The 11,946-nt window shown below is 71.5% G+C and carries 11 protein-coding genes; 6 read left to right on the top strand and 5 right to left on the bottom strand.

Translation table 11 applies throughout. The annotated features are described in order from the left end of the window. Positions 1-11 precede the first annotated feature (11 nt). The 5 genes from epsC to AC1DXT_RS18220 all read right to left on the bottom strand — a co-directional run bounded on the left by epsC (position 12) and on the right by AC1DXT_RS18220 (position 4,226). Positions 12-596, bottom strand: coding sequence for a serine O-acetyltransferase EpsC (gene epsC, locus AC1DXT_RS18240; RefSeq protein WP_477062715.1), 585 nt, complete (start codon positions 594-596; stop codon positions 12-14). A 41-nt stretch (positions 597-637) separates the two neighbouring features. Then, positions 638-1,573, bottom strand: coding sequence for a cysteine synthase A (cysK, locus tag AC1DXT_RS18235; protein WP_477062714.1), 936 nt, complete (start codon positions 1,571-1,573; stop codon positions 638-640). Positions 1,574-1,964: 391 nt separating this feature from the next. Next, positions 1,965-2,579 carry an SGNH/GDSL hydrolase family protein gene (locus AC1DXT_RS18230; RefSeq protein WP_477062713.1) on the bottom strand — a complete coding sequence of 205 codons (615 nt, stop codon included), beginning with the start codon at positions 2,577-2,579 and terminating at the stop codon, positions 1,965-1,967. A gap of 43 nt (positions 2,580-2,622) precedes the next feature. Next, a complete protein-coding gene (locus tag AC1DXT_RS18225; protein ID WP_477062712.1) occupies positions 2,623-3,816 on the bottom strand; it encodes a flavin-containing monooxygenase in 1,194 nt (397 codons plus the stop codon). Next, complete coding sequence (locus AC1DXT_RS18220) at positions 3,813-4,226, bottom strand: VOC family protein (RefSeq protein WP_477062711.1); 414 nt, start codon at positions 4,224-4,226, stop codon at positions 3,813-3,815. Before AC1DXT_RS18220 ends, AC1DXT_RS18225 begins: the two co-directional genes overlap by 4 nt. Positions 4,227-4,299: 73 nt before the next feature. Between AC1DXT_RS18220 and AC1DXT_RS18215 the strand changes: the two genes are divergently transcribed. The 6 genes from AC1DXT_RS18215 to AC1DXT_RS18190 all read left to right on the top strand — a co-directional run bounded on the left by AC1DXT_RS18215 (position 4,300) and on the right by AC1DXT_RS18190 (position 11,809). Then, entirely contained in the window at positions 4,300-5,382 is a 1,083-nt protein-coding gene (locus AC1DXT_RS18215; RefSeq protein WP_477062710.1) for a winged helix DNA-binding domain-containing protein, read from the top strand. A gap of 432 nt (positions 5,383-5,814) precedes the next feature. Next, positions 5,815-7,032 (top strand): ROK family protein, encoded by a 1,218-nt coding sequence (locus AC1DXT_RS18210; RefSeq protein WP_477062709.1) that lies wholly within the window; start codon positions 5,815-5,817, stop codon positions 7,030-7,032. A 76-nt stretch (positions 7,033-7,108) separates the two neighbouring features. Next, the gene (locus AC1DXT_RS18205) at positions 7,109-8,365 is read left to right on the top strand and encodes an extracellular solute-binding protein (protein ID WP_477062708.1); all 1,257 of its coding nucleotides are present in this window, start codon (positions 7,109-7,111) and stop codon (positions 8,363-8,365) included. Positions 8,366-8,416: 51 nt separating this feature from the next. Next, positions 8,417-9,352 (top strand): carbohydrate ABC transporter permease, encoded by a 936-nt coding sequence (locus AC1DXT_RS18200; protein ID WP_477062707.1) that lies wholly within the window; start codon positions 8,417-8,419, stop codon positions 9,350-9,352. Then, entirely contained in the window at positions 9,342-10,193 is an 852-nt protein-coding gene (locus AC1DXT_RS18195) for a carbohydrate ABC transporter permease (RefSeq protein ID WP_477062706.1), read from the top strand. Before AC1DXT_RS18200 ends, AC1DXT_RS18195 begins: the two co-directional genes overlap by 11 nt. A gap of 32 nt (positions 10,194-10,225) precedes the next feature. Further along, complete coding sequence (locus tag AC1DXT_RS18190; protein WP_477062705.1) at positions 10,226-11,809, top strand: cellulase family glycosylhydrolase; 1,584 nt, start codon at positions 10,226-10,228, stop codon at positions 11,807-11,809. Positions 11,810-11,946 lie beyond the last annotated feature (137 nt).

Genomic DNA, 11,946 nt, shown 5'->3' with positions numbered 1-11,946 from the left:
GTGGGATGCTCTCAGATGTAGATCGCCGGGTCGTCGATCTCGACGTCGAACGGCGCGGCAGCGGGCCGCAGCCGGATCGTCGCAGGCACGCCGACTGCGATCGCCCCGGCGGGGACGTCGTGGATCACGACGGCGTTCGCGCCGACCTGCGCACCGTCGCCGATCCACACCGGGCCGAGGATCTTGGCGCCGGCCCCGACGACCACGTTGTCGCCGACCGTCGGGTGCCGCTTGCCGTGCCGCATCGACTTGCCGCCCAGCGTGGAGCCGTGGAAGAGGACCACGTCGTCGCCGACCTCGGCGGTCTCGCCGATGACGACGCCCATGCCGTGGTCGATGAAGAGCCGCCGGCCCAGACGTGCACCGGGGTGGATCTCGATGCCGGTGGCCGCCCGCGCGAGCTGGGAGATCAGTCGCGCGGGCAGCCGCAGGCCAGGCTGGTGCCACATCCTGTGCGCCAGCCGGTACACCCACACCGCGTGCACCCCCGGGTACCCGAGGGCGACCTCGGCGAGGGACCGGGCCGCGGGGTCGCGGTGCCGGGCTGCCTCGAGGTCTTCCCTCAGGGTGGCGAGGAAGTGCAGGTGGTCGGACACGGTGCCTTCGTCCTGTCGGTGGGGGTGTACGGGGACCGGGCTCAGTCGACGAGGTCCGCGTAGAGCACGGTCGACAGGTAGCGCTCGCCGAACGACGGGATGATCGCGACGATGAGCTTGCCGGCGTTCTCCGGGCGCTTGGCCAGGAGCGTCGCGGCGTGCAGGGCGGCGCCGGACGAGATGCCGACCAGCAGGCCCTCCTCGGCCGCGGCGCGGCGGGCGACCTTCACGGCCGTCTCGGCGTCGACGTCGATGATCTCGTCGTAGACCGTCGTGTCGAGGATCTCGGGCACGAAGTTGGCGCCGATGCCCTGGATCTTGTGCGGGCCGGGCGCGCCACCGTTGAGGATCGGCGACTCGGCCGGCTCCACGCCGACGATCTTCACGCCGGGCTTGCGGGCCTTCAGCACCTGGCCGACGCCCGTGATGGTGCCGCCGGTGCCGATGCCCGCGACGAGGATGTCGATCTCACCGTCGGTGTCCGCCCAGATCTCCTCGGCGGTCGTGGTGCGGTGGATCTCGGGGTTGGCCTCGTTGGCGAACTGGCGGGCCAGGATGGCGCCCTCGCGCTCCTTGACGATCTCGTCGGCCCGGTTGACCGCGCCCCGCATGCCCTCGGAGCCCGGGGTGAGGATGAGCTCGGCGCCGAACGCGCGCAGCAGGAGCTTGCGCTCCTTGGACATGGTCTCCGGCATGGTCAGGACGACGTTGTAGCCGCGGGCCGCGCCCACGAACGCCAGCGCGATGCCGGTGTTGCCGCTGGTGGCCTCCACGATCGTGCCGCCGGGCTTGAGCTCGCCGGACGCCTCGGCAGCGTTGATGATCGCGACGCCGATGCGGTCCTTCACGGAGTTGGCCGGGTTATAGAACTCGAGCTTGCCGACGACGGTGGCGGGGGCCCCGTCGGTGATCTTGTTGATGCGGACCAGCGGGGTGTTGCCGATGAGCGCCGTCGCGTCGTCGTAGATGCGTGCCATGGTTCCTCTTCGGTCGAGGCTGCCGGGGTGCCGGCAGCGGTGGGGGACTGACTAGCGATGCGTCGGGGTTCCGGCGCGCGTGGGCGCCGGTCGGCCGGCACGGATCAGCAGGGGATGTCCGGACCGGGGCGGGGCGAGCGCTGGCGCGGGAGACGGTCCCCGGTCAGGGGATCCTCGCGCAGAAGAGCAGCCAGCGCTCTACAGACAGCGACAACAGGGCAGCGCCACGCAGGCACGCCCGAGGACGGCGGGAGCGGCAGTGTGCACGCGCATCGCTTCGTCCTCCGAGACCGTTCGGTCGGTCGCGTCCCGCGGATGCGGAACCGCAATCGGCCACGACGCTAGCGTCAACGTCGGCGCGCGCGCAAAGAGTCCCCACCAGGCGGACGACTCAGGCGAGCCCCACCGCCGCGAGCCACGCCTCCGCGAGCAGCCCGTGCCCCGCGGGCGTCGGGTGCACGCCGTCGGACGCCCACGTCTCGGCGCCCGTCCGCGCCGCCGCCGCCGCGAACAGCCCGTCGGCCGGCACGAGCACCGCGCGACGCTCGGCGGCCACCCGCCGCACCACACCGATGCGCGGGTCCAGGTCCTCGCGCCACGCGTGCTGCGCAGGGGTGACCGGCACGACGAAGGGCTCGATGAGGACGAGACGATCCACCGTCTCGACGAGCGCGCGGAGGTTGTCCTCGTACTCGTCGGTCGAGGTCGCCGTGCCCGCGTCGTACCGGCGCCAGGTGTCGTTGATGCCGATCAGCACCGACACCACGGTGGGCTCCAGGGCCACCGCGTCCTGGTCCCAGCGCGCCCGCAGCATCGCCGAGGTGTCGCCGCCCACGCCGCGGTTGAGGAACGTGAGGTCGAGGTCCGGCCGACGAGCTCCTGCGAGCGCCGCCACGATGCCCGCGTAGCCGTGCCCGAGGCTCGTCGGGTCCGTGCGGTCGCGACCCCAGTCGGTCACGGAGTCGCCGGTGAGCAGGACGCGGTCGTGAGTCTGCAGGAAGGTCACGGGGGACACCTCATCACGTCCGCGGTGCGCGGTGAGGCGTCCGTCAGCGCGCGGACAGGTGCGTCCCCACCGCGTCAGCGACGGCGGCGGCGTCGGCCGGCATGCCCTCGAAGTTGGACGACCCGCGTCGACGCATCCACCGCAGTCCCAGGAACCACAGGCCCGGCAGCTCGGCCGCACCGTCGAGCTGGCGGGGGACTCCACGGGCGTCGAGGAGCTCGGCAGGGAGCCACGCGTGGCTGCCGCGCATGCCGGTGCACCAGACGATGCTGGTCACGTCCTCGTCCTGCAGGTCCAGCTCCGCGCCCTCCCGCACGGGGTAGGAGGTGTCGGCGTCCTCGGCGTCTGCCGGGGGAGCGCCCAGGCCCAGTCGGTCGATCGCGTCGTCGACGAGAGCGCGTGCCCGCTCGGCGAAGGCCTCACCGGCGGCGATGTTCCCGCGGACGGAGCTGTCGACCTGCAGCCGACCGCCCTCGACGCCGGTGATCCGGCCCAGCAGCGGGAGCCCTTCGCGGGCCATCCGGCGCAGGTCCGGCCCCGGCTCACCGCCCGGGACGACGAGCGGGTTCGGCAGACGCCGCAGCTCCTCGGGCACGTCGGCGGTCCGCTGGTCGAAGAACCCGGCCGTCGCGAGCCACGCGATCATCGGCCGGCCGCGGTAGGGCGACGGGAGCCGTCCCACCGGCGACGTGGCGAGCAGCACGCGACGACCCGCCGCCGTCAGGTCACGGACCACCTGCACACCCGACTGGCCGCTGCCGACCACCAGCACGGTCCCCGTCGGAAGGCCGGCGGGGGAGCGGTACGTGGTGGTCGTCTGCTGGACCACCGGCAGGTGCGTCGCGAACGCCGGCACCCGCGGGACGTTCTCCGCGCCGGTCGCGACGACCACCGCCCGCGCGTGCACGGGTCCGTCCGAGGTCTCCAGCGCGAGTCCGTCGAGCCGCGGCGCGAGCGCCGTGACCGCGACGCCCGTCCGGACGGGGCCCGAGGAGGCCAGCGCCTCGAGCCGGCGGACGACCTCGTCGCGCGGCGTGTACTCGTCGTCCTGCGCCGGGCCGAGCATCGGGTTGAGGAAGCCGGGCGTGTTCAGCCGGAACGAGTCCCAGCGGGACCGCCACGACTCGCCCACCCGTGACTTCTCGAGCACCTCGTGCTCGATGCCGCGGGCCGTCAGGGCGGCGCTCGCCGCGAGGCCGGCGGGACCGGCCCCGACGACGACACAGTCGATGCTCACTGGGTCGCGGTCACGTTCACCATCCAGTCGACGCCGTACTTGTCGGTGCACATCCCGAACGTGTCACCCCACGGTGCCTGCTCGAACGGCACGGTCACGGTCCCACCCGCGCTGAGGCCGTCCCAGTAGCCCTGCAGCTCGGCGAGGTCCTCCCCGCTGAGCGAGCAGGAGATGCTGCTGGCGCTCGCGAGCTCCATCGCGTTGGGGGTGTCGGCGCCCATGAGCACCATCCCGCCGGGCGTCGTGAGGTTCGCGTGCATCAGCTTGTCCGCCTCGGTCGGGTCCTCGCTCGCTCCGTACTCCCCGAACGTGCTCGTGCTCAGCTCGCCACCGAACACGGACTGGTAGAACTCCATCGCCTCCCGGGCGGTGTCGCGGAAGCTGAGGTACGGGTTCAGGTGCGTCGCCATGGGGGTCTCCTTCGACTGTGTCCGGATTCGACCACCTTGCCACCGTCCGCCCACACGCAGAAGATCGACAGCCATGGACCGCCTCGAGGTCGCACACCGACGGCTGCACAACCAGCACCTGTCCGGTCCGCCGCTCCCCGGTCCCGCCGCCGTCGTCCGGCACCTCGGCGCCGCCCAGTCGCAGGAGTACGCGATGGCGAGGTGGTCGCTGGGCCAGCGGACCAGCGGTGCCGACGACGCCGCGGTGCAGGCCCTCCTCGACTCCGGGGCGATCCTGCGCACGCACGCCCTGCGCCCGACGTGGCACTTCGTCGCGCCCGAGGACGTCCGCTGGATCCAGGCGCTCACCGGGCCTCGGGTGCGTCAGCTCAGCCGCTACTACGAGCGGCAGGCGGGGATCGACGAGGAGCTCGTGGACCGGGCGACGGCCGTCGTCGCCGAGGCGGTGCAGGGCGGCAACCACCTCACGCGCGCCGAGGTGCAGGACGCGCTCGCGCGTGCAGGCATCGAGGCGAGCGGCACCCGCCTGGCGTACCTCCTGATGGCCGCGGAGCTCGCCGCTGTCGTGGTCAGCGGCGTCCTGCGCGGCAAGCAGCGCACCTACGCGCTCCTCGACGAGCGCGTGCCGCTCACGCCGCCGCTCGACCCGGACGAGGCGCTCGCCGAGCTGACGCTCCGGTACTTCGTCAGCCACGGGCCGGCCACGGTCAAGGACTTCTCCTGGTGGGCGAGTCTGACGCTCACCCAGGTCCGGCGCGGGCTGTCGCTGGTGGAGGAGTCGCTCACGTCCGTCGACGTCGACGGGATCGCGCACTGGTTCGCGCCGGGGGAGGCACCGCGTCGCGACCCGTCGCCCACCGTCCACGTCCTGCAGGGATACGACGAGTACGGGGTCGCCTACACCGAGGGCCGGTCCGCCCTGAACATCGCCGACCGGGTCATCGCCCCGGCGAACACGAACCAGGTGATCCAGCCGCTGGTGCTCGACAGCCAGGTCGTCGGCTGGTGGCGGCGGGTGGTGGAGCGTGGTGAGATCGTCGCCGAGCCGCACCTCGCCGTCGCCCTCGACGACGCGCAGAAGCACGCGGTGCGGGCCTCGTTCGACCGGCTGGCGGCGTTCGCCGGCGTCCCGGTCAGGGTCGAACTAGACAGCTGACCAGAGAGTGTGTATAGTTCAACTTTGGATCTCCCGGTCTGCGTGATGGTGTCAGCATCCCATCACGAAGGATCGGCCCGGATGTGGAACGCGTCGCTACGAGAGCGATGGACGGCCACAGTCCGGGTGGCTGATCTTCGACAGCCCCCAATGGCGCTGGGGGCGGTTCAAGCCGCGCGCAACAAGGACAAGCGGGCGCGGTGGGCGAAGGCCAACAGGTGCTGACGGACATGCGGCCCCGGTGCAGCCCGCGACGAGAGTCGCGGAGCAGCACCGGGGTCGTTGTCATCCGCCGCCCCATGGCTCGCGACCGTGCGAGAACCCCGGACAGCACCTGATCCGTGCACGGCGGCCGTGACCACATCGTGATCTGAGGGCACTGGACGCCACAACATTTCCTTCTTAATCTAAGTCGTGAAGTAAGGAGGCTTCATGACGGTGGCGACGACGCGCGACCTGCGGCAGCAGAACCGGACCAAGGTTCTGCGCACGCTGGTCCTGTCCGGCGAGACGACCCGGGCGACGCTTGCCGCCGACTGTGAGCTCTCCCCGGCGACCGTCACGAACGTGGTGAACGAGCTGATCGACGACGGGGTCGTCGAGGAGATCGGTTCGGTGCCCTCCGAGGGAGGCCGCCCGATCGCGCGGTTGGCGCTGCGGGCCGCCGGCGCGCACATGCTGGGTGCCGACGTCGGCGAGCGTGGCGTCGCGGTCGAGCTGTTCGACCTGTCGATGACCCGGCTGGACCGCGAGTTCCGGGAGGCCCCGGCGTCCACCGCGGACCCGGCGCAGATCTCCGCAGCGCTCGCCGATGCTGTGGCGGCCGTCCGGGAACGCAACCCCCAGGTCGAGGCGACGCTGGTCGGTCTGGGCGTCGGTCTGCCGGGTGTCGTCGGCCCGGCGCGCGGTGCCGCGGCGGACCCGACCCTGTACGCGCAGAGCCTGGGCTGGACGCCGACCCGGGTCGCGGACCTCGTCTCCGCACCCGGCCTGGAGGTCTTCGCCGACAACGGTGCCAACGCGCTGGCGGTGGCCGAGCTGTGGTTCGGTGCCGCGCGTGGTGCGGACGACGCGGTGGTCGGGCTGCTCGGACGGGGCATCGGCCTGGGGGTCGTCTGCGGCGGCCGCCTGGTGCGTGGTGCGCTCGGGTCCGCGGGGGAGTGGGGCCACACCAAGCTGGGCCTGGGCAACGGGCCGGAGTGCCGGTGCGGTGCACGGGGGTGCCTCGAGGCGTACGTCGGGGCGCACGCGATCCTCGAGCGTTGGCGCGCGACCGGCGCGAGCGAGACCGGCGAGGGATGGCGGGCTCTGAGCGCGCTCGTCGCGGCCGCCGATGCCGGCGACGCGGATGCAGCGATGGTGGTCGACGAGACGCTCGACGTGCTGGCCACGGCCCTGGCGAACCTCGTCAACCTGCTGAACCCGGAACGGATCGTGCTCGGCGGCTGGGTCGGGCTGCGGCTGCTGCCCGCCCGTCGCGACGACCTGACCGCACGGGTCCGGCGCCTCAGCCTCGACCGGCCGGGCGGTCAGTTCACCATCGAGCTGTGCCGGTTCGAGGGCGACTCGGTCGCTCTCGGCGCGGCGCTGATGCCGCTGCAGGCATTCATCGACCGGCCGCGAGTGCGGGAGCGCGCAGCGGTCCGGTGAGTCGGAACCGGGGCGATCGGCTAGGACGGCCCCGGTTCCTTGGAGAGAACCACCCCTACCAAGAGGAGATAGCTCGATGAGGAGACTACTCGGGACCACCACGGCTGCGCTGTCCAGCGCCGCGCTGGTGCTCACCATGGCCGCCTGCACAGGCGGCGACCCGGCGGAGGCCGTCGAGGACGGCGGCTCGGCCACCCTGAAGGTCTGGGTCATGGGCGACGCCGGGCCCGCCTTCACGGACCTGACGGCGGCGTTCACGGAGGACACCGGTATCAAGCTGCAGGTGGACGCCATCCCGTGGGAGAACGTGAACGACAAGCTCACGACCGCGGTCGCGTCCGGCGACGGGCCGGACGTCGTGCAGATCGGGCTGTCCCTGCTGCCCACCTTCGCCGACGCCGGCGTGCTCGCCGACCTCACCGACGTCCTGGCCGAGCACCCCGCCCTGGCTCCCTCGAACTTCCCGGACGCCGTGTCACCGGAGAACCTGAGCACGGACGGGATCGCGCTCTCGGTGCCCTGGGTGTCGGACACCCGGGTGCTCTTCTACCGGTCGGACATCCTGGCCGAGGCCGGCCACGACGCGGCGCCCACGACGTGGGACGACATGCGGTCGGTGGCGAAGGAGCTCGCCCAGCGCGGCGAGGGCCAGTTCGGCTACTACATCCCGCTCTGGGACAACACGCTGCCCGTCCAGTACACGTGGCAGGCCGGCGGTGACGTCGTCGACGCCGACGGCGCGGTGGACTTCCAGTCGCCCGAGTTCGCCGCGGCTGCCGACCACTGGCTCGGCTTCTTCGAGGACGGCTCGGCGCCGACCGCCACCGACTGGGACCAGACGCAGGGCTTCGTCTCGGGCGCCACGCCGATGGTCGTCTCCGGCCCGTACCTGGCCAAGGCGATCCGCGACGCCGCTCCGGAGCTCGACGGGTCGTGGTCGGTGACGACCCTCCCGGCCGACCAGACCGGCACCTCGCTGTTCGCCGGCTCGAACCTGGGCATCTGGAAGACCAGCACGCACCCCGACGAGGCCGCCCAGCTGCTCGACTTCCTCGCCCAGCCCGACAACCAGGTCGCCTGGTACGACGCGGTCGGCGAGCTCCCGACGAGCAGCGCAGCGCTCACCGAGCTCGCGGGCCGAGGTGACGAGCAGCTGTCTGTGTACGTCGAGCAGCTCGACGACGCGCAGACGGTCCCGATGGTCCCGGGCTGGGACCTGGTCGCCAACGAGATGGCCAGCGCGCTCACCGCGATCGCGACCACGGGCGCCGACAAGCAGTCCACCCTCGACGCCTTCTACGCGAAGGCCGACGAGATCCAGTCGAACTACTAGCAGACGCGGTGGGGCCGGCACGGCCGGCCCCACCGCCGAGGTGAGCCCACCATGACTGTCCTCGCTCCACCGCGCCTGCAAGCGCCACCCGTCCCACGCCCGACGCGCCGCCGCCGCGGCGGCTGGGTCCCCTACGCGTTCGTCGCACCCGCGATGGTCGTGCTGGTCGCGTTCGCCGTCCTGCCCATCCTGGTGGCTGGGGTGGTCAGCACCACCGACATGGACATCAGCGGCTTGGCCGACCCGTCCAGCGTCTCGTTCGTCGGTCTGGAGAACTACCGCAGGCTGCTCGCCGACCCGCAGTTCTGGAACGCGCTGCGCACCACCGGCGCGTTCACCGTCGTGGGGGTGCCGGTCATCGTCGTSGCGTCGCTCGCGGTCGCCCTGCTGCTGCACCGCAGCGGCGGACGGCTGGCCAGCACGTTGCGCGCCTTCTACTTCCTCCCCGCGATCACCGCGATCGTGGCGGTCGCGCTGGTCTGGGGCTACCTCTACAACAGCCAGTTCGGGCTGCTGAACTACCTGCTCTCGCTGGTCGGGCTCGGCCCCGTCCCGTGGCTCTCCGACCCCACCTGGGCGCGGTTCTCCGTCGGCCTCGTCGCCGTCTGGCGGGCCACCGGTCTGAACATCATCATCTTCCTGGCGGCCTTGCAGGGGATCCCGCACGAGTACGACGAGGCCGCTCAGCTCGACGGCGCCACCGAGCTGCAGCGCACCCGCCGCATCACGGTGCCGCTGCTGAGGTTCGCGATCTTCTTCGTGACCGTCACCACTGTGATCAGCTGGCTGCAGTTCTTCGACGAGCCCTACGTGCTGACCCAGGGCGGACCGAACGACGCCACGACTTCGATCTCCCTGTACATCTACGAGCAGGGCTTCCGGTACAACCAGTTCGGGTTCGCCTCGGCCGGGTCGCTCGTCCTGTTCGTGATCATCGCGGTCGTCACGGTGGTCCAGCTGCGCCTGCGGGGCTCCGATGACCACTGACACGCGACCCGTACGACCGCGGCGGACGACCCGGAAGCCGTCCCGGCTCGTCACCAACCTCGTCCTGATCGTCGGTGCCGCGGCGACCGCGCTGCCGTTCTTCTGGATGATCTTCAGCGCGCTCAAGCCCCGCTCGGAGGCTGTCGCCTACCCGCCGCGGCTGCTCCCCGCCGAGCCGACGCTCGAGTTCGTCCGCTACCTGTTCACCACCCTCGACTTCGGGCGCTACCTGGTGAACACCCTGGTCGTGGTGGCCATCGGCTTCGTCGGGCTGCTGCTCATGGCGATGGCGGGGTACGCGTTCGCCAAGTTCCAGTTCCGCGGCCGCGGCCTGCTGTTCGCCCTGGTGCTCAGCACGATGATGATCCCCGTCCAGGTCACGATGATCCCGACCTACCTGATCCTGGCGCGGGTCGGCCTGACCAACACCCTCGTGGGCATCGCACTGCCCACCCTGGTCAGCGCGTTCAGCATCTTCCTGTTTCGGCAGTTCATGACCACCATCCCCGACGAGGTGCTCGAGGCGGCCCGGATCGACGGCGCCGGAGAGATCCGGATCTTCCTGTCCCTGGTGCTCCCGATGTCCGGCCCGATCCTCGCCGTGCAGACGGTCCTGACCTTCATCGCCGGCTGGAACAGCTTCCTGTGGCCGCTGGTCATCGCCGGGGACCAGTCCCGATACACCCTGTCCGTCGGGCTGGCGCTGCTCAACCAGCAGGTCGCCACCAACCCGTCCCTGCAGATGGCGGGCGCCGCCGTGATGGTCGTGCCGATCCTCGTGGTGTTCGTCGTCTTCCAGCGCTACATCGTGCAGGGCTTCACCTTGTCGGGGCTCAAGTGAGCGCCCCCACCACGCCGTCCGGGAGGACCCCCATGACCACGCCCACCCGACGCGGGCCGGCCACCTACGACGGGTTCGTCCACGCCCACGACGGCGCGCTCGTCGACGGCGCCGGCCGGCCGCTCCTGCTGCGGGGGATCGGGCTGGGAACGTGGCTCCTGCCCGAGGGGTACATGTGGGGCTTCGACGGCGGCCCGCAGTCGCCGCGCGAGATCGAGGCGCTGGTGCGCGCCCTCGTCGGCCCCGACAGGGCGGGAGAGTTCTGGGTGCGCTTCCGCGACGCGTTCGTCACGGAGGCCGACATCGCGAGGATCGCCGGCGAGGGCTTCGACCACGTCCGTCTTCCCATCAACTCCCGGCTCATGCTCGACGACGAAGGTGCCCTGCGCGACGAGGCCTTCGAGTACGTCGACCGCACCATCGCCTGGTGCCGCGCGCACGGCCTGTGGGTCATCCTCGACCTGCACGGCGCGCCCGGCGGTCAGACCGGGACCAACATCGACGACTCCCCGAACAACCGCCCCGAGCTCTTCGAGGACGACCGCTATTGGGCATGGACCGTCGACCTGTGGCGGGCCATCGCCACCCGGTACGCCGACGAGACGGCCGTAGCCGGGTACGACCTGCTCAACGAACCGCTCCCGAACCAGTGGCAGGACCTCTACGCCGACCGCCTGGTCGACCTCTACCTCGAGCTGACCGCCGCCGTCAGGCAGGTCGACCGGTCGCACCTCCTCATCTACGAGGGCACCCACTGGTCGACCAACTGGAGCATCTTCACCGAGGTGTGGGACCCGAACTCGATGCTGCAATTCCACAAGTACTGGTCCGCCCCCGACTTCCCGAGCATCGAACGCTTCGTCCGCACCGGACGCGACCTCGGGCTGCCCGTGTACATGGGGGAGGGTGGCGAGAACAACCCCGCCTGGCTCGCCACGGCGTTCCAGCTCTACGAGGACCACCGGATCTCGTGGAACTTCTGGACCTGGAAGAAGCTCGACACGGTGACGTCCCCGTTCTCGGTCACCCCTCCCACCGGCTGGGCCGACGTGGTCGCCTACGCCGCAGGTCAGGGCGGCAAGCCGACGCCCGGCGACGCGTGGTCGACGTTGGACCGGCTGGTCGACGCGGTCCGGCTGGAGTCCTGCGCGTACCGGCCGACCATCGTCAACGCGCTGCTGCGGCGCGTGCCGCTCGAGCTGCCCGCGATGAGCTTCTCGTTCCGCGGCCCGGGCACGTCGCACCACGTGCGGGCGCGCACGACCTTGCCGGGGCTCCGTGAGGACGACGGTGTCGCGCTGCGGTACGACTCCGACACCGACCTGCACTTCGACCTGATCGACGGGCGGCCGGGCGCCGTCGAGGACGACGTGGTCGTGGACCTCGACGCGGGCGAGTGGGTGGCCTACGACATCCACGTCGACGAGGGCCGCAGGGCCACCGTGGTGGTGACGGCCGACGGTCCGGTGCCCGACGTCGATCTGGACGGAGTCGGCCTGGGGTCGTCCGCTTCTCCGGGCCGCTGGGAGGACCTGCTCCTCACGGCGGGGCGGCACGTGCTGCGGGTCCGAGCCACCCGTGACGCCAGCTCGTTGCGGCGGATCTCCATCCACTGACCGGGGAAGGAGCCCCTACAGACTCGCTCGAGGCCCTGGCTGGTCGGGGCCTCGAACGAGGCGTACTGCCGTGCCTCCGGCAGTGCGAGCAGGGGGTGGGAGTCTGCGGACACTCCCACCCCCTGTCGTCGAGCCCG

Source organism: Cellulomonas sp. P1_G12_2 (assembly GCF_056405535.1).
Note: the sequence above shows the minus strand (reverse complement) of the source record. Positions and strands in the feature narration are given on the sequence as shown.

What these genes read in the sequence shown, in the direction of transcription:
- cysK (WP_477062714.1), bottom strand. Translation starts at nt 1,573, where the DNA reads ATGGCACGCATCTACGACGACGCGACGGCGCTCATCGGCAACACCCCG.
- AC1DXT_RS18220 (WP_477062711.1), bottom strand. Translation starts at nt 4,226, where the DNA reads ATGGCGACGCACCTGAACCCGTACCTCAGCTTCCGCGACACCGCCCGG.
- AC1DXT_RS18215 (WP_477062710.1), top strand. Translation starts at nt 4,300, where the DNA reads ATGGACCGCCTCGAGGTCGCACACCGACGGCTGCACAACCAGCACCTG.
- AC1DXT_RS18210 (WP_477062709.1), top strand. Translation starts at nt 5,815, where the DNA reads ATGACGGTGGCGACGACGCGCGACCTGCGGCAGCAGAACCGGACCAAG.
- AC1DXT_RS18205 (WP_477062708.1), top strand. Translation starts at nt 7,109, where the DNA reads ATGAGGAGACTACTCGGGACCACCACGGCTGCGCTGTCCAGCGCCGCG.
- AC1DXT_RS18195 (WP_477062706.1), top strand. Translation starts at nt 9,342, where the DNA reads ATGACCACTGACACGCGACCCGTACGACCGCGGCGGACGACCCGGAAG.
- AC1DXT_RS18190 (WP_477062705.1), top strand. Translation starts at nt 10,226, where the DNA reads ATGACCACGCCCACCCGACGCGGGCCGGCCACCTACGACGGGTTCGTC.